This is a genomic window from Bradyrhizobium sp. Gha, from assembly GCF_900113735.1.
Lineage (GTDB): Bacteria > Pseudomonadota > Alphaproteobacteria > Rhizobiales > Xanthobacteraceae > Bradyrhizobium.
This window is the reverse complement of the sequence record NZ_FOQM01000003.1, coordinates 213,953-236,239: the sequence shown is the minus strand read 5'-3', so window position 1 is coordinate 236,239 and position 22,287 is coordinate 213,953. Positions and strand designations below refer to the sequence as shown.

22 protein-coding genes and 1 pseudogene are annotated in these 22,287 nt (G+C 62.2%); 11 read left to right on the top strand and 12 right to left on the bottom strand.

The genetic code is table 11. The features are described from left to right. Positions 1–2: 2 nt before the first annotated feature. Positions 3–557: a TetR/AcrR family transcriptional regulator gene (locus BM222_RS06775; RefSeq protein WP_244547023.1), complete on the bottom strand. Its 555-nt coding sequence runs from the start codon at positions 555–557 to the stop codon at positions 3–5. A gap of 369 nt (positions 558–926) precedes the next feature. Between BM222_RS06775 and BM222_RS06770 the strand changes: the two genes are divergently transcribed. Further along, positions 927–1,151 (top strand): hypothetical protein, encoded by a 225-nt coding sequence (locus BM222_RS06770; RefSeq protein ID WP_092227507.1) that lies wholly within the window; start codon positions 927–929, stop codon positions 1,149–1,151. Positions 1,152–1,356: 205 nt separating this feature from the next. Further along, complete coding sequence (locus BM222_RS06765; RefSeq protein ID WP_092227506.1) at positions 1,357–1,683, top strand: hypothetical protein; 327 nt, start codon at positions 1,357–1,359, stop codon at positions 1,681–1,683. Between the two features lie 127 nt (positions 1,684–1,810). Here BM222_RS06765 and BM222_RS06760 read toward each other — a convergent pair whose 3' ends face one another. The 6 genes from BM222_RS06760 to BM222_RS06735 form a co-directional block, all read right to left on the bottom strand. Continuing rightward, positions 1,811–3,082 (bottom strand): MFS transporter, encoded by a 1,272-nt coding sequence (locus BM222_RS06760; RefSeq protein WP_092227749.1) that lies wholly within the window; start codon positions 3,080–3,082, stop codon positions 1,811–1,813. A gap of 286 nt (positions 3,083–3,368) precedes the next feature. Then, positions 3,369–4,727: a sigma-54-dependent transcriptional regulator gene (locus BM222_RS06755; protein ID WP_092227505.1), complete on the bottom strand. Its 1,359-nt coding sequence runs from the start codon at positions 4,725–4,727 to the stop codon at positions 3,369–3,371. Beyond that, complete coding sequence (locus BM222_RS06750) at positions 4,724–6,511, bottom strand: sensor histidine kinase (RefSeq protein ID WP_092227504.1); 1,788 nt, start codon at positions 6,509–6,511, stop codon at positions 4,724–4,726. The genes BM222_RS06755 and BM222_RS06750 overlap by 4 nt, the downstream gene beginning before the upstream one ends. A 256-nt stretch (positions 6,512–6,767) precedes the next feature. Beyond that, a complete protein-coding gene (locus BM222_RS06745) occupies positions 6,768–7,898 on the bottom strand; it encodes an ABC-type transport auxiliary lipoprotein family protein (protein WP_092227503.1) in 1,131 nt (376 codons plus the stop codon). 3 nt (positions 7,899–7,901) lie between these two features. Beyond that, positions 7,902–8,681 carry an ABC transporter ATP-binding protein gene (locus tag BM222_RS06740; protein WP_177243044.1) on the bottom strand — a complete coding sequence of 260 codons (780 nt, stop codon included), beginning with the start codon at positions 8,679–8,681 and terminating at the stop codon, positions 7,902–7,904. 2 nt (positions 8,682–8,683) lie between these two features. Next, a complete protein-coding gene (locus BM222_RS06735) occupies positions 8,684–9,820 on the bottom strand; it encodes an MlaE family ABC transporter permease (protein ID WP_092227501.1) in 1,137 nt (378 codons plus the stop codon). A 159-nt stretch (positions 9,821–9,979) separates the two neighbouring features. Here BM222_RS06735 and BM222_RS06730 point away from each other — a divergent pair, with 159 nt between their 5' ends. From BM222_RS06730 to BM222_RS06720, 4 genes and pseudogenes are all read left to right on the top strand, one after another. After that, the gene (locus BM222_RS06730) at positions 9,980–10,255 is read left to right on the top strand and encodes a hypothetical protein (protein WP_092227500.1); all 276 of its coding nucleotides are present in this window, start codon (positions 9,980–9,982) and stop codon (positions 10,253–10,255) included. Then, on the top strand, positions 10,256–10,717 hold the full coding sequence (locus tag BM222_RS06725; protein WP_092227499.1) for a phage holin family protein: 462 nt from the start codon (positions 10,256–10,258) through the stop codon (positions 10,715–10,717). It abuts the gene before it with no gap. A gap of 12 nt (positions 10,718–10,729) precedes the next feature. Next, positions 10,730–10,858 (top strand): annotated as a pseudogene (fixK, locus tag BM222_RS43225) (nitrogen fixation protein FixK); the annotation flags it as partial. Between the two features lie 139 nt (positions 10,859–10,997). Further along, the gene (locus BM222_RS06720; RefSeq protein ID WP_092227498.1) at positions 10,998–11,981 is read left to right on the top strand and encodes a zinc-dependent alcohol dehydrogenase family protein; all 984 of its coding nucleotides are present in this window, start codon (positions 10,998–11,000) and stop codon (positions 11,979–11,981) included. 9 nt (positions 11,982–11,990) lie between these two features. Here the strand turns inward: BM222_RS06720 and BM222_RS06715 are convergent, their stop codons facing one another. Next, complete coding sequence (locus tag BM222_RS06715; protein WP_210188491.1) at positions 11,991–13,820, bottom strand: PHA/PHB synthase family protein; 1,830 nt, start codon at positions 13,818–13,820, stop codon at positions 11,991–11,993. 126 nt (positions 13,821–13,946) lie between these two features. On the opposite strand from BM222_RS06715, the gene mgtA reads away from it, so the two are divergent. Then, entirely contained in the window at positions 13,947–16,490 is a 2,544-nt protein-coding gene (gene mgtA / locus BM222_RS06710; RefSeq protein ID WP_092227496.1) for a magnesium-translocating P-type ATPase, read from the top strand. A gap of 56 nt (positions 16,491–16,546) precedes the next feature. Here the strand turns inward: mgtA and phbB are convergent, their stop codons facing one another. Then, complete coding sequence (phbB, locus tag BM222_RS06705; protein WP_092227495.1) at positions 16,547–17,272, bottom strand: acetoacetyl-CoA reductase; 726 nt, start codon at positions 17,270–17,272, stop codon at positions 16,547–16,549. Between phbB and BM222_RS06700 the strand changes: the two genes are divergently transcribed. Both BM222_RS06700 and BM222_RS06695 read left to right on the top strand, forming a co-directional pair. After that, positions 17,271–18,233 (top strand): universal stress protein, encoded by a 963-nt coding sequence (locus BM222_RS06700; RefSeq protein WP_244547022.1) that lies wholly within the window; start codon positions 17,271–17,273, stop codon positions 18,231–18,233. The two genes, phbB and BM222_RS06700, sit on opposite strands and share 2 nt — an antisense overlap. Continuing rightward, positions 18,233–18,574 (top strand): c-type cytochrome, encoded by a 342-nt coding sequence (locus BM222_RS06695; RefSeq protein WP_502690871.1) that lies wholly within the window; start codon positions 18,233–18,235, stop codon positions 18,572–18,574. The genes BM222_RS06700 and BM222_RS06695 overlap by 1 nt, the downstream gene beginning before the upstream one ends. Before the next feature lie 53 nt (positions 18,575–18,627). Here the strand turns inward: BM222_RS06695 and BM222_RS06690 are convergent, their stop codons facing one another. Both BM222_RS06690 and BM222_RS06685 read right to left on the bottom strand, forming a co-directional pair. Beyond that, entirely contained in the window at positions 18,628–19,740 is a 1,113-nt protein-coding gene (locus tag BM222_RS06690) for an OpgC domain-containing protein (protein WP_092227493.1), read from the bottom strand. Between the two features lie 41 nt (positions 19,741–19,781). Then, positions 19,782–20,243, bottom strand: a complete 462-nt coding sequence (locus BM222_RS06685; protein ID WP_092227492.1) for a CBS domain-containing protein — start codon at positions 20,241–20,243, stop codon at positions 19,782–19,784. Between the two features lie 253 nt (positions 20,244–20,496). On the opposite strand from BM222_RS06685, the gene BM222_RS06680 reads away from it, so the two are divergent. Both BM222_RS06680 and BM222_RS06675 read left to right on the top strand, forming a co-directional pair. After that, complete coding sequence (locus BM222_RS06680) at positions 20,497–20,709, top strand: hypothetical protein (protein WP_092227491.1); 213 nt, start codon at positions 20,497–20,499, stop codon at positions 20,707–20,709. A 46-nt stretch (positions 20,710–20,755) separates the two neighbouring features. Then, positions 20,756–21,208 (top strand): pyridoxamine 5'-phosphate oxidase family protein, encoded by a 453-nt coding sequence (locus tag BM222_RS06675; RefSeq protein ID WP_092227747.1) that lies wholly within the window; start codon positions 20,756–20,758, stop codon positions 21,206–21,208. A 19-nt stretch (positions 21,209–21,227) separates the two neighbouring features. Here BM222_RS06675 and BM222_RS06670 read toward each other — a convergent pair whose 3' ends face one another. Further along, positions 21,228–21,932, bottom strand: coding sequence for a hypothetical protein (locus BM222_RS06670; RefSeq protein ID WP_244547021.1), 705 nt, complete (start codon positions 21,930–21,932; stop codon positions 21,228–21,230). Positions 21,933–22,287: the final 355 nt, after the last annotated feature.

Sequence of the window (22,287 nt, the reverse complement as noted above, 5' to 3'; positions counted from 1 at the left end):
GTTCAGGCGAGCAGCTTCATCGCGACGCCGACCAGGCGGTCGCCGTCGAGCGGCACGCGTGCCTTGCCGACGACGCGCAGGCCCTGCGTCATGCAGATCATCAGCCGCGCGGTGGCCTCGGCTTCGACACGGTCCGGAATCGAGCCGTCAGCCTGGCCTTCGCGAATCAGACTGGCGATGAAGTCCTCGTTGGTCTTGAGCTGCGCCGTGACGCGCGCACGCATCACCGGATCGACCGCCGACAGCTCGATCGCACTGCCGACCACGATGCAGCCGCGGCGTCCCTCGCTGCCCTGGGAGTGCTCGACATAGGACAGGAGCAGATGGCGCACCTTGTCGCGGCCGTTCGCACCGCTCGCGGCCGCCCTGCGGGTTTGCTCCCCACGCACCGCGACGTAACGCTCGAATGCGGCCAGGAAAACGGCATGCTTGTCGCGAAATGCCTTGTAGACGCTGCCCGTCGCAAGACGCATGGCCGCGGTGAGGTCTCCGATCGAGGTGGCATGATAGCCGCGCTCGCAAAATACCCTGATGGCACCGTCCAGCGCGGTATCCATGTCAAACTCCCGGGGGCGGCCGGGCGGATGGGTTGATGGCGCGGACTTTGCGGCGACTTTTTGCATTGCGAGATATTAGGAAACGATCGTTTCCGAATAAAGACACGACGTTGTGATTGCTTCTGCCGGACCCGTCGTCCTGAGGGCCGAGTGGCGCGATGCACCAGCATCGCGCCGGGAGCCTCGAAGGGTGAACGGCGCCCGATGCAGCCGGGCCGTCCTCCGGGGGTCACGGCCCCTGCTCGCGCGGAGCGCCGCGTCCGTTGCCGATCTGCAACGGTTCCCGACGATCTAAGACTGGACAAAAGAAACGCCCATTGCCGCCACGAACCCTGCTCACAAGACCGTGAGACTTTCAGGGGAATGAGAATGCGTGCACAGCGCGTTTGGAACGTGAATGGGGCCGCCAGCATCGGGCAGCTTCAATCGAAATTGGACGATTTGAACAAGCGTCTCCGTCAGCTCGAAAACCAGCATCCGGAAAGCTGGAAGATCGACGAGCTGAAATCGAGCGCGCTCAGCCTGTCGCGGGAGATCGACGACATCCGCTGCGCGGAGGCGACGGCGGCGCTGGGGGAATTGCTGCGGAAGTAGTCAGGCCGCGATGATTCGGCTCGGCTCAGGGAACCAACATCCAGCCCGGCCATTTCCATGGTGAGCATGGAGCAGAATCATGACCAGGCACCTGACGCGAGCCCATCTCGCACGCGGTGTGGCCGGCGCGGTTTCCACGCTGGTGCTATGTGCGACGATGGTTTTCACCATCGCGCGCCACTTCGCGCTGTGAGGAAACAATCGCATGACCTCCGACCCCGAGGAATTGGTAAGGCTGCAAGGTTACGGCGAGATGACGTTGCGCACAGCGGTTGCGACGGTGATGCCGCTTGCGCCGCGCCAACGTGCGGATGCGGCGATCTTCCGTGTCCGTGACGGCGTGCGCCTGGCCGCAAGCGAAATCGCCGACCTGGCATCAGAGTGGGGCATCAAGCCGGTCGCCGAAGTCAGGTCGCCGAGACTCGTTCCGGATCAGCACTGGTCCGACATCGTTCGCGGCATGGTGCGAGAGGCGCCGCTGCCATCTTTGATGGTGGCGTTCCTGATGGGCGTATTGGTGGCGCGCAGATGACGTCGCGCGCTCGGCGAATGCTCGCATAAAGGGATCGCGGCGTCCGGGCGCGTGCACCGCGACCGGGGTTCAGGACGGCGCGGTCGATCTCGGCCGCGCCGTTTGCCTGGACAAACCTATTACGCACCTATTCGTGGCGGTCCATCGCAGACATCGTCCTCGTGTCCCGCATCGTCAGGTAGACCAGCAGCGACACTGCGATGCAGCCGGTCAGGTACCAGTAGAACCAGCTTTCGTGCCCGATGGACTTGAACCACAAGGCAATCGATTCGGCGGTGCCGCCGAAGATCGAGACCGTCAGCGCATAGGGCACCCCGACCCCCGTCGCGCGGACGCTGGTCGGAAACAGCTCGGCCTTCACCACCGCATTGATCGCGGTGTAGCCCGACACGATCATCCAGGCGGCGGCAATCAGCAGGAACGCCGAAAATGCATCGTGAGCGGACTGCAGCGACGTCAACAAGGGGATGGTGAACAACGTGCCCGACACACCGAAGCCGATCAGCAGCCATTTGCGCCCGATGCGGTCGGAGATCGCACCATAGACCGGCTGCAGCACCATTGCGAAGACGAGGCTGCCCGCCGTCACCATGGTGGTCTGATCATCCGTCAGCTTCACCGAGAGACGGAGAAATTTCTGCATATAGGTGGTGTAGGTGTAGAACGCCGCCGTGCCGCCCATGGTCAAGCCCACCACCAGCATCAGCTCGCGCGGATAGTTCAGCAATGCGCGGATGGAGCCTGATCTCTTCGTCGCACCCTGGCTGCTCCTGAAGGCATCGGTCTCGTGAAGGTTGCTCCGCATCAGTGCGGCGACGACCGCGAGCACGGCGCCGAAGGCGAACGGCACGCGCCAGCCCCAGGCGCGGATCTCGTCGGTCGAGAGAAACACCTTCTGCAGGAGAAGCAGCACGAGGATGGCGCAGAGCTGTCCGCCGATCAGCGTCACGTACTGGAAGCTGGAGTAGAAGCCGCGGTTCTTCGCGTCGGCGACCTCGCTGAGATAGGTGGCGCTGGTGCCGTATTCGCCGCCCAGGCTCAGCCCCTGCAGGACTCGCGCAAGGCCGAGGACGATAGGAGCGGCCAGGCCAATCGAGGCATAGGTCGGCGTCACCGCGATGATCAGCGAGCCGAAGCACATCATCACGACGGACAGTGTCAGCGCATTGCGCCGGCCGTGGCGATCAGCGAGATGGCCGAACAGCCAGCCACCGAGCGGGCGCACCAGAAAGCCCGCCGCGAACAGCAGCGCCGCATTGAGCTGTTGCACCACCTCGTCGCCATCAGGGAAAAACGCCTTGGCGAAATAGAGCGAGAACGCCGCATAAGCGTAGAAATCGTACCACTCGACGAGATTGCCGACCGAGCCGACGAAGATCGCGCGCAGCCGGCGCTTCATGTCGGCGGTGTTCGCGCGCCCCTCCGTGACGGGTGCGCCGACAGTTTGAATTGAGGCTTCCTGTGAACTCACGACATTCCTCCGCTGATTTATTGGAAAACCGGATGGTTTCGTCGCTGCTTCAGCAACGGCCATGCCAAGCGTGAGGGGCGCGGCGGAAACACGGACGTTTGCTGGAAATTGGGTAGATTTTCGAGAAGGATCGCCTCGCGAGGGCCAAAGCATCGGCAAGAATCCGCCGATGCGAATGCCGCCGTCGGCGGATTTCCGCCGACGGCTTCCCGGCTCAGGGCTCCTTGCGGCCGGGCCGCGCCAAGGCGTATTTCGCCATCTTCTCGTTCAGGGTCCGGCGCGGCACGCCGAGCTCCTCGGTGACGGCGGCAATCGACCAATCGTGCTCGCGCAAGGCGGCCTCGATCAGCGCGCGTTCATAGGCCGCGACACGATCGGCGAGCGACCGCTGCGGCGCTCCCGGCTCGCCGCGCCGAAGGATCTCGGCAACGCTGCGGCCGGTCGCCGCGAGCCCCAGCGCATAACGCTCGGCAACGTTCTTCAACTCGCGCACATTGCCCGGCCAGTCATGGGCGAGCAGCGCATCGAGATCGTCCGCCCGCAGCGGCGACAGCGCGCGACCCGCGCCCTTGGCTGCAGCGGCGGCAAAATGCTCGAACAGCAGCAGGACGTCGTTGCCGCGCTCGCGCAATGGCGGCAGGTGGATCTCCGCCGCCGCAAGTCGGAAATAGAGGTCGGAGCGAAAGCGTCCCTGGCGGCTCGCGGCCGAAAGATCGCCCTTGGCGGCCGCGACCACGCGAACATCGACGGGCAGGAGCTTGTTGGAGCCGACCCGCTCGATCGTGCGCTCCTGGAGGGCGCGCAGGATCTTGGCCTGGAACGGAAGCGGCATGCTCTCGATCTCGTCCAGCAGCAGCGTGCCGCCATGGGCGTGCTCGAATTTTCCGATGCGCGGGCCACGTGCGCCGGTGAAAGCGCCGGCCTCATGGCCGAACAATTCGCTCTCGAACAGCTCGGCCGGAATCGCGGCGCAGTTCACGGCGACAAACGGGGCCTTCGCGCGCGGCCCGAAATCGTGCAGGGCCCGCGCCACCACCTCCTTGCCGGTCCCGGTCTCGCCGGTGATGATCACGTCGCGATCATGGCTGGCGAGCTCGAGCACGCTGGCCCGCACCGCTTCCGTCGGCTTGGACAGGCCGATCAGGCGCGCATCGATCGCGCCGGGCGCGGCGAGACGATCCGCGAGCTGGCGAAGCTGCAATTTCAGCTGCCGCCGCTCGACCGCGCGCGTCATGACCGCCGAGAGCAGCTCGGGATCGTGAGGCTTCTGCAAGAGATCGTAGGCGCCGTCGCGCATCGCGGCCACCGCCAGCGGCACGTCGCCATGCGCGGTCAGGAGCACCACGGGAATATCAGGGTCGGCGCGGTGAATGTCGCGCATCAATTCAAGGCCGGATCGCTGCGGCATGCGAAAATCGGTCAGGACGGCGTCGGGCGGGAGGTCTTTCACCAGGCGCATGGCCTGGTCGGCGCCGGCGGCGGCGCGAACCGTGAAGCCGCCGAGTTCCAGCCATTGCCGCACCGAATTGCGGACGATCTCCTCGTCATCGACGACGAGCACGGAGCCGCTCATGCCTGCACTTCCTGTCGCTGCGCACCCGGCGCGATATCCATGAGCGGGATGACGATCTTGAAAGTCGAGCCCTTGCCCGGCGCGCTGTCCACCAAGATATCTCCTCCGAATTCCCTGACGATCCCGTACGAGATCGAGAGCCCGAGGCCAAGCCCCTCGCCGGTCTCCTTGGTGGTGAAGAACGGGTCGAACAGCGCCTTGAGGTGCTCGGGTGCGATGCCGGCGCCGGTGTCGCCGACCTCGATCATGGCACGGGTACCTTCGCTGCCGAGCGCGATCCGGAGCACCCGCCGGTCGGACTCGCGCATCGCATCGATCGCATTCGACAACAGATTGACCACGACCTGCTCGAGCCGGATCGGGTTGGCGAGGCTATAGAGCGGCTCGGCCGGCGCGGGGCGCTCCACCTCGATCTGCTCGTGGTCGATGCGGTATTGCAGCAGGCGGACCGCGTTGTCGATGACGGGCGCGAGCGCGACGGCGCTGCGCGTTCCGGTTTCCTTGCGCGCGAACGTCCGCAAATGATCGATCAGCGCCTTCATGCGTTCGGCGATCGACGACATCAGATCGAGGTTTTCGGCCGCCCGATCGACCTCGTTGCGGCGGAGCAGGACGCGGCTGCTCGCCAGGTACGTGATCAGCGCCGCCAGCGGCTGGTTGATCTCGTGCGCGACACCGGCAAGCGCCTGACCGAGGCTGGCGAGCTTGGCGCTCTGTACGAGGCTTTCCATCGTGCGGCGCAGCTCCTCCGTGCGCTCGGCTACCCGCCGCTCGAGAACGTCATGCGCGTCGAGCTTGGCCCTGACGACCTGACGCCGCTGATAGGCAACCAGCACCACCAGCAGCGACGCGATGAGGGCGAACATGCCGGCGATCGCGACGGTCGCCGCGTTGCGCCTGGAGTCCACGACATCAGAGAACAGCAGCAGCTTCCAGCCCTGGTCGCCGGGACGGATCTGAAGCGCGTACTCACCGAGCTCGATATTGCCGCGGCCGCGCGCGTGACCGATCTGGATGCGTTGACGATTGCCCTTGGGCACGAAGACCGGCGCGGGGTCGATGGCCTGACCGAATTGCTGCACAGCGTTCAGCTCTGCGAGGCGCGCGGCGGGGACCGGTACCAGCGGGCGATATTTCCAGTCCTCGCGGCTTGCGAGAAAGATCACGCCGTTCTCATCCTCCATCGCCACGAGGTCGCCCGCACGCGCCCACTCGGCCTCGAGCGCGGAGAGATCGATCTTGACCACGGCGACGCCGAGGGTCTTGCCGCCCTCGGTGATCCGATGCGACAGGAAATAGCCGGGCTGTCCGGTCGTTGCACCGACCGCGTAATAATGGCCCTCGCCGGAGCGCATGGCATCGACGAAGTAGCCGCGGAAGGCGTAGCCGTGCCCGACGAAACTGGACTCCTGATCGAAATTGCTCGCTGCCAGCGCGAGGCCGGTGCTGTCGAGCACATACAGCTCCGCGGATCGCGCACTCTGGTTGAGGGATTGCAGGTAGCGATTGGCGGCGGCGATCGCCGCGGCGTCGTTTGGCCTGCGATAAAGCTCACGGATGGGATCGGCGAGCGACAGCACCGCCGGCAGATAGCGATACCGCGCGACCGTCGCATCGAAGGTGCTGGCGATCAGCGCAAGCCTGTCATTGGCCTCGCGCTGCATGCGCGCAAAGCCGGCATCGAGCGCCAGAACGTAAGCCAGCCAACCCGCCGCCGCGATCGCCGCGAGTGCGAATATTGCGATCAGCGCGTGTCTTAGCAGGGCTGGACGTGGAGGTTGCATCGAGGCTTCCGAACCAAAGGCGATGTCGCTAGGTAGCACATCGCGAGGCGCGCTGGCGGCCAGTCGCCAAGCCTTTGGAAAACGTCGACTTTTGGGACAATGGTCGGAGTGGCAGCATTCTCCCCCCCTGCGTCCCGAACGTACCGGCTTGGCGGACCATCACCGATGTACGCTGCCGATGCAATCGCGGCTTACGAACAGTTGTTGGCGCAACGGCCCCTTCCAGGCCGCTCGCGATCAGAAGCACAAAGCAAGCCTATTCTTTGATTGCGCTATCCTTCATCACGGCTGACGCCACGGTCCAATGAACTAACTCCTTGGCGATGCGCGCAAACGCGGAGTCGAATGCCTCAACTGAAGCGGCAGGCTCGACCTTTTCGAGCTTCTCGCTCCGCTCGATGATGCGTGATGCGATCACCCCGCCGTTCTTGTCGACGATCCGCACCGACAGCCCTATCTCCGCTCGCGGCTCGTCATCCGCGGCGATGCGGAAGCGCCTGATATCGATCAGCAGCTGATAATCCGGCTGGCCGAGGTCCGTCGTGCGCAACGGAGCGTGGGCAATGTCGTAGTTCTCGAAACTGTCGATCAGACGCGCCTGCACCAGCTTTGGAATGCTGTCGGACCACAGGAACTCGGCAAAGCCCGGGACGTCCCGAACCGGTGAGAACAGCATGCGTTGCGTCTGGAGCATCGCGACCGCGGTCGGCTCGGGAATTGCCAGGGAGGCGGAAAGCGTCTTGCCGACCGGCCCGATATCCTGGGGTGCGCGCAGGTCATAGGTTATCTTCGGCGCCGAAGCTCCGCCACCCGTCATCTTCTCGATGCCTGCAACGATGCCGTCGAGCTTGCCGGTGTTACGCGCAAGCCCGTCCGAGAACGTCTTGAAATTCGCGATCGTATCCTTCAGCGGACCGGCGTTGTCCTCCAGCACGGAATCGACCCGCCGCAGCGCATCGCGCGCCGCCTGAGTCATGCTCTGCCCCGCGCCGGCGTCGGCGATCAAGGTTCCAACCTCGCCCGGCTTGGCGAGGCTCGTGCCGCCTTCCAGCGCCACCACCGGCACGCCGGTCAGCCCCTGGAAATCGAGGCCAACCCTCGTGTCGGCCCGTACGGGGGTCGCAGACGCGACCGAAATCGTCGCATTGACGAAACGCGGATTGTCCTGCGCGAGACCCAGTTCGGTTACCTCGCCGACGCGGATGCCGTTGAACAACACGCCGGCGCCGACCAGGAGGCCGGGCACCGGTCCCTGAAACTGCACCCGATAGGTCGTGCGCGGCCCAATGCCGCCCGTATTGTTCAGCCAATAGACGAAGCCGAAGACCGCAAGGATCGCAGCCAGCACGAAGGCGCCGATCAGCACATAGGGAGCGCGGGTTTCCATGTCTCATCTCATGTGAGGTTGCAGCATCTGGGAACGCTTGCCGTGGAAATAGGCACGCACCCAGGGATGCTCGGATTGAAGAAGTTCGCGCATCGGACCGATCGCCACGATCTTGCCGTCGGCCAGCGCCGCGACGCGGTCGCAGACTGTGGTCAAGCTCGCGAGATCATGGGTCACCATGAGCACAGTGAGCCCCAGGGTCTTCTGCAAGGTCTTGATCAGGACATCGAAGTCACCGGCCGCAATCGGATCGAGACCGGAGGTCGGCTCGTCCAGGAACAGGATTGGCGGATCGAGCGCCAGGGCGCGCGCCAGCGCGACGCGTTTGGTCATGCCGCCGGACAGCTCGGACGGATATTTGTCGGCGTCCTCCGCCCGTAGTCCGACCATCTCGAGCTTGGCGATCGCGATTTCGTCCATCAGATCCTGAGACAGGACGAGGTTTTCGCGTAGCGGAAACTGGATGTTCTGCCGGACCGTCAGCGAGGAGAACAGCGCGCCCTGCTGGAACAGGATGCCCCATGTGCCCGCCGCTCCATGTGCGCTGCGGTCGTGCGCACTTCCAATCGGCTGCCCCATGACTTCGATAGTGCCCCCTCGTCGCGGAACGAGCCCGATGATGGTGCGCATCAGGACCGACTTGCCGCCGCCGGAAGCTCCGACCAGACCCAGGATTTCCCCGCGGCGGACGTCAAGCGACAGATCGTCCAGCACGGTCTGCCGACCGAATCCGACCACGAGGTCACGGACGCGGATCGCAGACTCCTGCACTGAATCCAACATCGTCACATTCCGATCGAGGCAAAAAAGATCGCGAACAGGCCGTCGAGCACGATCACCAGAAAGATCGACTTCACCACCGAGGTCGTCGTCTGCCTGCCAAGCGATTCAGCGCTGCCTTTGACGCGCAATCCCTCACTGCAGGCGACGATCCCGATCACCAGCGCCATGAACGGCGCTTTCAGGATGCCGACCTCGAAATGGGTGACGGAAATGGCCTCATGCAGGCGCGCAATGTAGATTGCCGGGCCCATGTCGCCGTAAAGCTGCGCGACCAGGCCGCCGCCATAGAGCGCCGCGATCGAGCCGATGAAGGCGAGGATCGGCAGTGCGATGACCAACGCAGCCACCCGGGGTAGGATCAGGACATCGACCGGATCGAGCCCCATGGTCGAGAGCGCATCGATCTCCTCGCGCATCTTCATCGAGCCCAGCTCAGCTGTATAGGCGCTGCCCGAGCGCCCGGCGACCATGATGGCGACAATCAGGACGCCGAGCTCGCGCAGCACCAGGATGCCGACCATATCGACCGTGTAGGACTCGGCGCCGAACCTGCGGAAATGAAAAAAGCCCTGCTGCGCGATGATCGCGCCGATCAGGAAGGTGATGAGCATCACGATCGGGATCGCCTGCCAGCCGATCCGATAGAGCTGGTAAACCAGCGACGTCAGCCGCAACGACCGCGGCCGGCGCAGGACCGCCGCCACAGACATGAACAGTGCGCCGAGCATCTGAAGGAAGATCCTGATGTCTTCCCGCGCATCGACCGTCGACTTGCCGAGATCGTGCAGCCCGTGCAAAACCGGGTTGGGCGTCGGTGGCGGCACTGGATTGTGCCGATTGACCTGACGCACTTCGTCCAGCAGGCCGGCGAAATTGTCGGCTATTCCGACCACCTCGACCGATCGGCTGGAGGATGCAGCCCTACGCGACAGTTTCTCCAGAAGCCAGGCGCCGAGCGTGTCGAGCTCGCTGACACCGGCCATATCAAGCGTCACGGCCTTCGATCGATCGACGGCCGCTCTTGCCGCCAGAGAGAGCGCTTCGAGCCTCGACACGTTGGCGGCGATCCATGGCCCCTCAGGCCGCAGTTCGAGCCCGTCGCCAGACGGCGTCGCCAGCAGCATTGGTTCCGAGTTCACGCCTGTATCCTCATGGGATCGCTCCTGATCCGTCCAGGTTTCTAGGTCACGGCCACGCACCTGGATTGACCTGCGTCAAGACCGGAACACGCCGTTGACGCAAATCAATTGCCAACGCGCCGGCTCGCATAGGCTTCTTCCATTGAATGGAGGCCGCCAATGTTCGACACCGGCAGCATGAACGACGAACTGAACGCGATGAAGGTCGATGTTGCGCGCCTGCTGAGCAAGGCCGGCGAGCAGATGCCCAATGCGCCGGAAGACTGTGCCGAGGCCTTGGCCGACCAGATCAAGGCCGCGCTGACCGAACTCGGCGAGACCGTCAGTGAGGAGCAAGAGCAGCTCCATAGCCTCCTCGCAGAGCGTCCGGTGGCGTCGCTCGCGTCGACCTTCGCACTTGGCGTGGTCGTCGGATTCATGCTGAGGAGACACTAGGTGGCTACGGAAAATATCATCAAACACCTGCGCGTGCTCTGGCGCACCGACAGGATCATCGCCGACATCAGACTACGGCACCTCCTGATCGGGCTGGGCCTGCGGGCCTTCGCAGCGCTGATCGCCACCTTTGGTCTGCTGATGCTCGAATTGTCGGCCTATTTCGCCCTGGTCCAGATCTGGAGCGCAATCGTCGCGGCGGCCATTCTCGGCGCGATCAATTTCGTCATCGCCGCAATGCTGTTCCTCGTCGCGGGGCGGCCGCCGTCAGGACGCGAAATCGAGCTCGCCAATGAAATCCATGGTGCAGCTATCGAAGCCATTCAGCTCGAGGCGCGCGCGCTCCACGCTCAAGTGAGGGGGACGATCCACCACCCGCTGAGCGGCCTGCTACCGCTTCTCACGCCGCTAGTTGCGATCGCAGTCAAGAGCCTGCGGAAGCCGCCTGTTGCACCCCCCTAGCTCACGGCGGCTTGCCGCCGGGCCATCATCGAAACAGCGGTACGCCTGGTGAAGCGCGCGAGCCTTGAGGTTCTCGGTTTCTCCGGTGCCCGCCGGATCGTGCTGCGCAACCGCCAGCGCCTGCACCATCTCGACGCCTGATTTGACGTCCCGATATGTGGGCCCCTTCGAGAACCTGTGGGCAGTCGCATCTTGCGCTCGCGTCGCGAACGGCGCACACTGACTTCAGATCCGGCGAGACAAGACCCGGACGACGCACGACGAGCCGCGAGAATACGACATGTACGCGATGGCTCTCTCCGCGCGCGGCGCGCCGCTGACGTTGCAGCAACGACCCGACCCGGTCCCCAGCCCCGGCGAGGTTCGCGTCAAAGTCAGCGCGTGTGGCGTATGCCGGACCGACCTGCACGTGGTCGATGGCGAGCTACCCGATGTTTCCTATCCCATCATCCCGGGACATGAAGTCGTGGGCCGCATCGATGCACTCGGTGCAGGCGTCAATGCGCTGGAGTTGGGCATGCGCGTAGGAGTTCCATGGCTCGGCTTCACCTGTGGCGAGTGCATTTATTGCCGCGCCGACAAGGAAAATCTCTGCGATCGTCCTGAATTCACCGGCTACACACGCGATGGCGGCTTTGCCAGCCATCTTATCGCCAATGCCCGATATTGCTTTCCGCTCGGCGAGCATGGCGAGGACGCAGACCTTTCGCCGCTGCTTTGCGCCGGCCTGATCGGCTGGCGATCCCTGGTGATGGCCGGCGACGGCGAAACGCTTGGCATTTACGGCTTCGGCGCGGCCGGCCATATCGTCGCGCAGGTGGCCAACTCGCAGGGACGGAAAGTTTACGCCTTCACCCGTGAGGGCGACAAGGAAGCGCAGCAACTTGCGCTTTCGCTCGGCGCTGACTGGGCCGGCGCTTCAGAGGACATTCCGCCGACCGAACTCGATGCCGCCATCATCTACGCGCCGGTCGGAGCGTTGGTGCCGCTTGCCCTGCGCGCGGTGCGCAAGGGCGGTCGCGTTGTATGCGCCGGCATTCATATGTCCGACATTCCGACGTTCCCCTATCGTATTCTTTGGGGCGAACGGCAGATCGTATCGGTTGCCAATCTCACGCGAAAGGACGGCATCGATTTTCTCGCCGCCGCCGCAAAGATCGATATCCAGACACACACGACGGTATTCCCGCTCGTCGAGACCAATGAAGCGCTCGCCCGTCTGAGGGACGGCAAGCTGACTGGCGCAGCCGTTTTGCGGCCGTGACTGCCGCGTCTACGGCTCGAGCACGTAAGAGCCAGGTGCCTCATCCGACGGCGCGCTCTTCTGTCCCAAATCTGCCGTCAAGCAGCTCGGAACAGACTGACCGGAATGCGCGGCGAGAAATCGCGTCCACTCCGTCCACCATGATCCCTCGTGGGACGGTGCGCGCTTGATCCATTCGTCCGGACCGAGATAGGGATCATGAGCCTTCTTCGTATGCACCTGATAGCTGTGCCCCTCTTGGCCGGGAGGCGCGACAATGCCGGCATTGTGTCCGCCGCTCGTCAGAACGTAGGTGATGTCTGCATCGGCAAGGAAGTTGATCTTGTATGTCGACTTCCACGGCGCGACGTGGTCGCGCAAGGTGCCGACGACAAACATCGGGATGTGCAGATCCGCGAGCGAGACCGGCCTGCCACTGACCTGATATCGGCCCTCGGCGAGATCATTGTTGAGAAACAGGCGCCGCAAATAGTCCGAATGCATTTGGTAGGGTAAACGCGTGGCATCGGCGTTCCACGACATCAGTTCGCTTGGCGCGGCCCGCTCTCCGATCAGATAGTCCCGTACGACGCGCGACCAAAGCAGGTCATTTGTCCGCAACATCTGAAAGGCCCCTGCCATCTGTGCCGTTGCGAGCAGCCCCTGCCGCCACATCATATCCTCCAGGAACGCGACCTGGCTTTCGTTGATGAACAAGGTGAGCTCGCCGGCTTCCGTGAAATCGGTTTGCGCCGCGAGCAGCGTCACCGTTCGCAGGCATTCGGGCCGCTCGCGAACCAACCCGGCCGCCGCGATCGACAACAGGGTGCCGCCAAGGCAATAGCCGGCGGCGTGAATAGCCTGTCCAGGCCGAAGCGAGTTGATGGTAGTGATCGCGGCATCCACTCCGCGCTCGCGGTAATCTTCGAGACTGAAATTGCGATATTCGGGTGTGGGGTTCTTCCATGAAATCATGAAGACAGTGAAGCCGCTCTCGACCAGATAACGGACGAGAGAATTACGCGGCGTCAGATCGAGAATGTAGTACTTCATGATCCAGGCAGGCACGATCAGAACGGGTTCGGGCCGCACGGTCGGCGTCGTCGGGGAATACTGGATGAGCTCGATCAGCTCGTTGCGATAGACGACCTTGCCGGGTGTGATGGCAACGTCCTTACCCACCACATACGTCTGATCGCTCCTGAGCCTTGCACCAGCGAGCAGGGCTTGCCAGTCCTCGACAAAGTTGTGCAGGCCATAGACGAAGTTGCCGCCGCCAGTCTCCATGATCTTGCGCAGAACTTCAGGATTGCTGACGGCGAAATTCGTCGGGGCCACCGTGTCCAGGCATTGGCGCAGCGCGAAGTCGGCGATCGCCGCGTTCGAATGGGCCAGTCCGTGAATACCGGTCGTCGTCGAATGCCACCATTGTTGGTTCAGCAGGAAAGCCTGGGCCAGGAGATTGAAGGATGGCAGCTCCCAATCGGGGCCCGTGAAACGGCGATCGTTCTCCGGCGGCCGGATCACGGACCAAGGCTCGAATACCGCATGCCTCGGCACCATGGCATCGACGAGATCAAACGCATTCTGGATCGCCCGGCCGGCAAGGCTGGCCCGCTTACCGGGTGAAGCCAGAAGGTGCAGTTGCCAGTCGGCAAAAGCCAGCGCCAGCGCTGCCGGCGAGACGCCGCCGGTCAACCGCGCCAGCGCCGCGTGGAAGAATCGATCGATGTCATCGACGGCTGGATCGGAGCCGGACGGCTGCATTGGCACCATTGCCTCGACCGCCTGAGGCTCGATGGGGACCTCGTCAGAATTCGAAGCCATGGGAAGGCGGTTGACGGATGCAGGAGGCGACATGGTGAACTCCTTTGGGCTCCGCAACCTAACTGTGTTGTCTGAGACCGAATTGAGCTGCATCAACCCAAGGATTGACCTGCCTCTTACCTTGCTGGTCGAGCGACCAACAAGCCGGCGAGCCTTCCGATGATCGAGCAGCCTAGCGCGGCCACGGCTTTGGCCGCAGCCGACTTCTGGCAAACACCAAAAGACGCCCTCTACCGCGCGCTAGGCTCTGGCCCCAACGGGCTTTCGCAGGTCGAAGCGGACCGGCGCCTCGCGATATTCGGAGCAAACCACGCTGACGCCTCTCCAAGCCGATCGGTCCTGCGCAAGCTCGGGCAACGCCTTTGGAACCCCTTGATTGCGATGCTCCTGGCGGCCGCGCTCGTATCCGGACTTAGCGGCGACGTTGGAAGCTTCGCGATTATCGCAACCGTGCTCTCTCTGTCCCTCACGCTGGACATCGTTCAGGAACATCGCGCCGAGCGGACCGCCGAAGCGTTGCGGGACTCGGTTGCCATTCAGACCGACGCCGTCCGGGATAGCAAGGACATTACAATACCGGCGACGGGGCTCGTGCCCGGCGACATCGTGAAGCTCCGGATCGGCGACCTCATACCCGCCGATGGCATCGTCCTCGAGGCCCAAGAATTGCAGGTCAATGAGGCCTTGATGACCGGAGAGCCGTTTCCGGCCCTCAAGACGGCCGCTCCCTGCTCCGCGGCGTCGCCGGCGGAAGCGACCAATGCCCTGTTCGCCGGAACCAGCACCGTGGGCGGCAGCGGCACGATGTTGGTGGTGAAAACCGGAGGACAAACCCGGTTCGGCGGGATCGCTGCCGCATTGGCGGCAAACGCTCCGCCAACGGCTCTCGAACAGGGCGTGCGCAAGCTCGGACTATTGATCCTTCGGCTTACCTTGTTTCTCACCCTCTTCGTCTTGATGGCTCATCTCATCGCGCAACGCCCCGCGCTGGAATCGTTCCTGTTCGCGGTCGCGCTCGCAGTGGGGCTGACACCCGAGCTGCTTCCCATGGTGATGACGGTGACGCTCGCCCGCGGCGCGCTGCGCATGGCCGACCGCAAGGTTATCGTCAAGCGACTGTCCGCAATCCATGATCTGGGCGCCATGGAGACGCTTTGCGTGGACAAAACCGGCACGCTGACGGAAGCGAGAATAACGCTTGAAGCGCGGGTCGATCCGAAGGGGCGACCCAGTGACCGCGTTCTGAGCCTCGCGTATCTCAACAGCACCTTCCAAGCCGGGGTCAGAAGTCCCCTCGATCATGCGATACTCTCAGCGAAAGACGGCGGCATGGATGGCTGGGTTCGACTCGCGGAGGTGCCGTTCGACTTCGAGCGGAGGTGCCTGTCGGTGCTGGTGGCACGGAACGACGAACACATCTTGATCGCAAAAGGCGCTCCGGAAGCCATCCTGGCGCGCTGCGTCGCCGTGGACATCGATGGTCTGGCCCATCCGCTCGATCCCGCCTGGCAGAAAAAGATGGAAGACATACAGGATCGATATGCCCGCGACGGCTTTCGGCTTCTAGCTGTCGCAGTCAGATCCATTCCGCTTGGACAGCAGACGATTGCCGTCGGCGACGAGATGGATCTGACCATGATTGGGTTCTGTGTCTTCGCCGACCCGCCGAAGCAGGATGCAGCCTCAGCCATCAAAACCCTTACCTCGCTCGGCGTGACGATAAAGATCCTCTCGGGTGACCACGGCGCAGTTGTCTCTCACGTCGCTCGTTCGGTCGGTCTTCAGTCGAATCGTATCATGACCGGAATTGAGATCTCCGGGCTCACCGATGCAGCGCTCGCGGCCCAGGTCGATAATATCGATCTGTTTGCCCGCATCGATCCTGATCAGAAGCGACGGATCATTGCCGCACTCCGCCATCGCCAGCACGTGGTCGGCTTTATGGGAGACGGCGTCAACGACGCCCCGGCGATCCATGCAGCCCATGTCGGCATATCCGTCACGGGGGCGACCGAAGTCGCCCGCGCAGCCGCCGACATGATCCTGCTCGCTCCCGACCTTTCAGTCCTTGCGGCCGGCGTGCGCGAAGGCCGCAGAACGTTTGCCAACATCCTGAAGTATGTCCGAATGGGAACAAGCTCCAACTTCGGCAACATGCTTTCGATGGCCTTGGCCTCGATCGTTCTTCCGTTCCTGCCACTGCTACCGCTGCAAATTCTGTTGAACAACCTGATCTACGACCTCTCCGAAGTTGGCATTCCTTTCGATGAGGTCGACCGCGAAGATGTCGCGCGACCGGAAACCTGGAACATGGCAAATATCCTCCGCTTCACGATTGTGATGGGAATGGTCTCTTCCCTCTTCGACGTGGTCACCTTTGCCGTTCTTCTCAAGCTATTTGAAGCTGATGCAGCACTGTTTCAGACCGGCTGGTTCGTGGAATCAATATCGACGCAGATCCTGGTGATTTTCGTAATCAGGTCTCGCCGGATGCCGTGGCGCGCAAACGGTCCCCACCCCATCTTGATCGCGACGTCCTTCGGCGCGCTCATCGTGGGCGTAGGACTTGCGCTCGGCCCATGGGGCCAACTGTTCGGCTTTACCGCTCCTTCTGCGGCACTCGTGGCGACGATCATCGCTATCGCGCTCGCTTATCTCGTCTCCGCGGAGATTGCCAAGCGCCTCGCAGTTTCAATTCTATAAGGCCCCCGGGAGTAAACAGCTTGCGCGAGTTGGAAGCGACAACGGTCGGTCGAAGCTCAGATCATGTACTGGCCGCCATTGATCGACATTGTCGATCCAGTGATGAAACCCGCGTCTTCTGCCGCCAAAAACACGACGGCGCGCGCAATCTCTTCTGGTCGACCGAGACGGCCGACCGGAATTTGCGGCAGAATGCTGTTCTCCAGAACATCTCGCGGCACAGCATCCAGCATCTCGGTATGGATATAGCCCGGGCAGATGGCGTTGACCGTGATTCCGAGGCGCGCTGTTTCCAGCGCCAACGCCCTGGTGAACCCAAGCTCGCCGGCTTTCGCGGCGGAATAGTTGGTCTGACCGAACTGGCCTTTTTGTCCGTTGATCGACGAGATGTTGATGATTCGACCGTATCGTCGCGCACGCATGCCGTCGATGACCTGTCGGCACATGTTGAACGCACCGTCGAGATTGGTGCGGATCACAGCATCCCATTGCGTCCGGCTCATCTTGTGAAGCGTCGCGTCACGAACGATTCCGGCATTGTTGACAAGAACGTCGATTGGTCCGAGCGAGGACTCAACGGATTTCACGCCGATGGCGCAAGCATCGAAATCACCAATGTCCCATTGATAGGACGAGATGCCCGTTCGGCTCATGAAGGCTTTGGCCGCCTCGGCGTTTCCGGCGTAGGTGGCAGCTACCCGGTAGCCCGCCGTCTGAAGCGCTTGCGATACGGCGGCACCAATACCTCTGGTACCGCCCGTCACCAATGCCACCCGCGCCATGTCCGGCACTCCCGCCTACACGGTCAGGAGGATATCCGCAGTTCCTGCTGCCGCTTTGACGTGCGTCAAGTCTCCCAATGGCGACATGTGCTGCTCTTTGACGGCAAGATCGAAACGGGAGGCACGCATGTTCAAGGATCTACTGGTGCATATTCCAACAGAGCGCTCGCCGCGCCCCGTCATCGATGCGTCCGTTTCCCTGGCGATGAGTGCCGGCGCGCATCTGGATGCACTTGCGACAGGATATGCCTCGACGAACGTGCCGTTTGTTGCGGAAGGCGGCGCGGCCATCGCAGCATCGCTGCAAGTCGAGTACGAACGTGCGCTGGAACGCGCCCAAGCTGCACTGCGCATTTTCGAGATCGAGGCGAAGAACGCCCGAATCGACTACGGGACATACGCACTGAGCGAGACTCCTGCCGAGATCGTCTCGAAAGCCGGGGCAGCGGCTCGCCTCTATGATTTGACGATCGTGTCACAAGGCGATCCGGATTGCGATACGTTCGACAACCAGCTTCCTAAGGAGCTCCTGTTGCAGTCGGGTGGGCCTTTGCTGTTCATACCTTATACTTTCCGGGGTACGTTCAAGGCGGCACGCGTCGGCATCTGCTGGGACGGCAGTCGCCTTGCCGCCCGCGCCTTACGTGACGCGATGCCATTCATCATCCGGGCAGACGCTCTGACCACCATCACCCTCAATGCATCCGAGGTACCGTCCGACGCATCGCCCGAACACCTCCTGAGGCACCTCGCGCGGAAGGGCTTGCCGGCAAAGACCGTTTCGCTTCAATCCGACCGCAGTAATCTGCAAGCGAGCATCCTGTCGATCGCTGCGGATGAAGGCCTCGACCTCCTGGTCATGGGCGGTTACGGCCATTCTCGATTCCAGGAAGCGGTGTTCGGCGGTGTCACGCAGGAGACGTTCCGCAGCATGACCGTTCCGGTCATGATGTCGCATTGATGGAGCGCGACGTGAGGAGACCCGTACGCGCGATCGCGGGCGCCATGCTCGCTGCGAATTTGCTTCTCCCCTCGAGCCCAACTGTGGCTTCAAGCGTCGAACAAGGCCGGCGCCTTGCACTGCTGTATTGTGCGAAGTGCCACTCGACCGACAAGGTCAGCCTCAGCCCCCTCAAAATCGCTCCCCCATTCAGGACGTTACACGAACGATATCCAATCGAGATGCTGCAAGAGGCCCTGGCCGAGGGCATCGTCACGGGGCATCCGGCAATGCCGGAATTTCGTTTCGAAGCCGATCAGGTCGGCGACTTCATGGCGTTCTTGAAGACGTTGCAGCAATGAGGCTGCTGGCCGATACCGGCTCGGATGCGTGCGAAGGCCGAAGAGAGATGGAGTCAGAGCAATCTCATTCGAGACGCGGCCAGGTCCGTGGTTCGGGTCAACACGGTGGCAACGACTGTGAGAAGCGCGATCCCCATGCCGCTGACCATAATTTGAGCAAGCACGTCGTCGGATGCAGTCCTCAGAAGGAAGTAAGCGGCAACCGAGAGCAAAACTCCCACACAGTAAACCTCGAGCGAATTCTCTCCACAACGAACAGCGCCCAACAGCGCGCGCGACCGTAAGGCGGCCCAATGCGCCGGCACGATATTGGCGACACACACCGCAAGCGCAAGGAAATGCAGAAGCCGCAGCGGATCAAGATCCGACTTGTCTATTGGGTAGATCCAGCCCTTCATGAACTGAGGAACTGCAAGCTCGAGCGCCGGATCGATCCAACTCATTGTAACAGCCAGTGACCAAATCAGGTATGCGGCCGAAAGCATGATCGCCGGACGCGACATCACGAATGGCGCCAACCGCCCACGCCCCACCACCGCCCACCATCCACCGATCGTGACGAGGAATTGCCAGGCGAACGGGTTGAAATACCAGTCGTTCGTCGGCCATCCCCGCAGGTTCCAACCGTAAGTCTGGACCAAGCCGTACAGGAGAGCCGAAAGCGCCAAGGTCGCATTTGGCCATCTGAGCAAAAGCAGGAGCCACGGCGCAAACAGCAAATGGAAGAGCACGAAAGTCGGCAGCACGTCCGTATTGACGGGCCGGTATTGCAGGATTGCCGCACGCGACAGAGCTTCTCCCGGCTTCTGCAGGACGATCGCCACATTTGTCTCGTCTGCGAGGTCGGCATCCATCCAATGAACGGTCACTACCAGACATAGCGTCAACAGCAGAAATGCCGAATAAATCTCCCAGCTCCGCCGTACCGTATGACAGATGGTTGCCCAAGTCCCGGCGCTTCTGAACACGTGCCCATATGCCATCGTGCACGTCAGCCCCGAGACAAACATGAAGACTTCAGAGGTGTCGCTGAATCCATAATGGCTCAACGTAAGCCAACTACAGATATTCCCGGGGATGTGGTTGATGAAGACGAACCAGAGTGCAATGCCTCTGCAGGCATCGAGCCGAATGTCTCGGTCAGGCATCTTGTCGAGTGGACCCATCTCAAAAGCTCGAAAAACCGCCGCTCGGCTGACCTGTTCTCTCAAGGCTTGCCAGGCTTCCCAAGACAGCTTGCCAGCGCCGTGAGGATCTGCATCCGGCCAACGATACCCACGACCTTTCTCTTGCGGAGCACCGGCAGCTGCGAGATCTGGTAGACATCCATTTCCTTGACGACAGCATCGATCGTGGCATTCTCCTCGACGCAAACGGGATGACGGCTCATGACTGCTTCGACCCGCAGTCCCCTGGTTCGCTCACGAGCAAGTTCGCCTTCCTGCTTCCCCAGCAGCCATTCGAGCCAACACCCTTCGGGATAGGTGACGCCCAGCTCGCGACGATGGAGGAAGTCGCCTTCGGCAATGATGCCGACCAAGGCCCCTTCGCGATTGAGAACCGGCAGGCCACGTTGATTGGTCTCGAGAAGGAGATGGAGGGCCTCCAGCAGCGGTGCTTCCGGCCTCACAGTTGCGAACGAGGTCCGCATGATATCTGACGCCCGCATCGTTTCTCTCCCATCGGAATCGCCAAGCCGGTAGTCGGAGCTGCCACGTCACGCAGGCTGCTCCAACGGCCTGCGCTACTCGTCCAGCAAGTGCTTTTCGATGTCGCCGAACGGGTGCCTCGTGAGGTCCTTCGCAAGCTCGGGCGGAGGTCGGTAATTCTTACCGCTTGGCGGAGCTCCATCGCTTGATCCTGATCAATCTGGACTGCTGGCAGATCCGGCAAGATGCCGGGCAAATCGAAAGTGAGAGACCATGGCACATTTTGTCGTCCGCTTTCTCAAGGACGTGGTTGGCGACCAGGGACAGCCTTGTGAAGCGTGCCAACACACGATCGACATCGATGCGCGCGACGAGACGGAAGCAGCCCTGCTGGCCCAGCAGACATTTTGCGAGGGGCGCGCGATTCGAGACTGGTCACTTCACGCCGATCGCATCGCCGTGGAGCCGGCGGATTTCCCAAGCTGAGTACGGTTTGAACACCGCCATCACCACGTTCATGATGAGGCAACCAATGGACGAAAAGTTCAGGCGGAAGATCCTTCGGCTTTTGAATCAGCACCGGACCGCGAGGATCGCTACGGTACGACCCGACGGGTGGCCCCAGGTGACTACCGTCGGCTACGCCAACGATGGACTCGTCATCTATTTTCTTTGCGGAGCGGACAGCCAGAAGGCAGCCAACCTGGCGAGGGACGATCGGGTCTCGCTAACGGTGGACGACGATCCCGCCCAGGTATTGGACATCGCGGGTTTGTCGATGGCGGCACGCGCGAACCTCGTAACGGATCCCGCCGAATTCGAAAAAGCCTTGCGGCTCCTGATCTCGCGATATCCGAACCAGAAAGGCCTCGATCTCCCCATGCCGAAAACCTCGCAGGTCTGCGTCTTTCGCCTGACACCCACGATCGTCTCACTGCTCGACTACTCACGGGGATTTGGACATACCGACCTCATCGCGTGCTAAAGAGCTGCAAGCTGAGAACTTAGCGAGCCCGGTCGGCTTGCAAGGTCTCGAAGAACGCCACGATCGCGTCAATCTGGTATTCGACGAGCTTTGGGTTGAGCATTGCCTGGTTCGGGCCGACGCGACGGTGATTTGACGTCAATAGTTGTCGGAGATCGTTGGCTGAAAAAGATGGTCGGCTGGCAATTTCGCCGAAGCTTGGCGCGGGGAAACGAAAGGCAGGCGTCTCCCTTGAGGAATCCGAGACGACGTGACAGAGGCCACAGGTCCCGTGAGCGAGCGCGCGCCCCTGCGCGACCTGATCCACGAACAGCTGATCGCTGAACGGCGAGTTGGCCGGCACCTGGATGGCGATCGAACCGAATCCGCTGGCGCGGTGGCAGGCGTTGCATTCGTTCGTGAGATCCGAGTAGGCCTTGGAAAAAGCTGCACCATCTTTCTGTTGGATCGCGCGATCCAGAGCTTGCAGCTCTTCGGTACCTTGAGACGATCGCAAGCTTTCGGAGGGGGACGGCATTACCTTCCGCAAGTTTGTCTGGATCTGTCGAAGCTCATAATTCGCCAGATCCCAGTTGCTGAACTTTCCGGCAAACCATAATTTGATGTGTTGGAATTGTAGCGCGATCATCAGGTCGGATAGTTGGGTTGACGTGCTGCCAGCAGGCAAGTTCAGCTGTGCTCCCGCATTGAATGGCGGGAGTATCGCAGCAATCACGACGATCATCAGAGTCCGCAACTTCATGGCGCTTGAAATGGATGAGGCACGATAGCGTCCTTCTGGATCGGCCGGGCCTATCTGATCAGACGAGCAGGTTCGTAAAGAACGGTTCGGTGATGTCGGCGGCTGACGGCTCCGTCCTGTCCGGCTCGGCAGCGGTGACAAATTCGCTTTTACAATTCCAGCAGCGCCAGAGCTCTTGCGCTTCCTGAGCATTAATGCGTTCGTGCCACTCGAGGTGCATCAACCCGGAACCACAGCGAGGGCATCTTTCGTGTAGTGCTGAGAACGGTGCCATATGGAACCTCCCTCGTGTCCGGTGAGCAGCATGCGATGTTGGCGGCATGGTGAAATGATCTAG

Bases quoted from the DNA above. Each gene is read 5' to 3' on its own strand.
- BM222_RS06775 (WP_244547023.1), bottom strand. From the start codon at position 557: ATGGATACCGCGCTGGACGGTGCCATCAGGGTATTTTGCGAGCGCGGC.
- BM222_RS06770 (WP_092227507.1), top strand. From the start codon at position 927: ATGCGTGCACAGCGCGTTTGGAACGTGAATGGGGCCGCCAGCATCGGG.
- BM222_RS06765 (WP_092227506.1), top strand. From the start codon at position 1,357: ATGACCTCCGACCCCGAGGAATTGGTAAGGCTGCAAGGTTACGGCGAG.
- BM222_RS06760 (WP_092227749.1), bottom strand. From the start codon at position 3,082: ATGAAGCGCCGGCTGCGCGCGATCTTCGTCGGCTCGGTCGGCAATCTC.
- BM222_RS06755 (WP_092227505.1), bottom strand. From the start codon at position 4,727: ATGAGCGGCTCCGTGCTCGTCGTCGATGACGAGGAGATCGTCCGCAAT.
- BM222_RS06750 (WP_092227504.1), bottom strand. From the start codon at position 6,511: ATGCAACCTCCACGTCCAGCCCTGCTAAGACACGCGCTGATCGCAATA.
- BM222_RS06745 (WP_092227503.1), bottom strand. From the start codon at position 7,898: ATGGAAACCCGCGCTCCCTATGTGCTGATCGGCGCCTTCGTGCTGGCT.
- BM222_RS06740 (WP_177243044.1), bottom strand. From the start codon at position 8,681: ATGTTGGATTCAGTGCAGGAGTCTGCGATCCGCGTCCGTGACCTCGTG.
- BM222_RS06730 (WP_092227500.1), top strand. From the start codon at position 9,980: ATGTTCGACACCGGCAGCATGAACGACGAACTGAACGCGATGAAGGTC.
- BM222_RS06720 (WP_092227498.1), top strand. From the start codon at position 10,998: ATGTACGCGATGGCTCTCTCCGCGCGCGGCGCGCCGCTGACGTTGCAG.
- BM222_RS06715 (WP_210188491.1), bottom strand. From the start codon at position 13,820: ATGTCGCCTCCTGCATCCGTCAACCGCCTTCCCATGGCTTCGAATTCT.
- mgtA (WP_092227496.1), top strand. From the start codon at position 13,947: ATGATCGAGCAGCCTAGCGCGGCCACGGCTTTGGCCGCAGCCGACTTC.
- BM222_RS06700 (WP_244547022.1), top strand. From the start codon at position 17,271: ATGTCCGGCACTCCCGCCTACACGGTCAGGAGGATATCCGCAGTTCCT.
- phbB (WP_092227495.1), bottom strand. From the start codon at position 17,272: ATGGCGCGGGTGGCATTGGTGACGGGCGGTACCAGAGGTATTGGTGCC.
- BM222_RS06695 (WP_502690871.1), top strand. From the start codon at position 18,233: ATGGAGCGCGACGTGAGGAGACCCGTACGCGCGATCGCGGGCGCCATG.
- BM222_RS06690 (WP_092227493.1), bottom strand. From the start codon at position 19,740: ATGGGTCCACTCGACAAGATGCCTGACCGAGACATTCGGCTCGATGCC.
- BM222_RS06685 (WP_092227492.1), bottom strand. From the start codon at position 20,243: ATGCGGGCGTCAGATATCATGCGGACCTCGTTCGCAACTGTGAGGCCG.
- BM222_RS06680 (WP_092227491.1), top strand. From the start codon at position 20,497: ATGGCACATTTTGTCGTCCGCTTTCTCAAGGACGTGGTTGGCGACCAG.
- BM222_RS06675 (WP_092227747.1), top strand. From the start codon at position 20,756: ATGGACGAAAAGTTCAGGCGGAAGATCCTTCGGCTTTTGAATCAGCAC.
- BM222_RS06670 (WP_244547021.1), bottom strand. From the start codon at position 21,932: ATGATCGTCGTGATTGCTGCGATACTCCCGCCATTCAATGCGGGAGCA.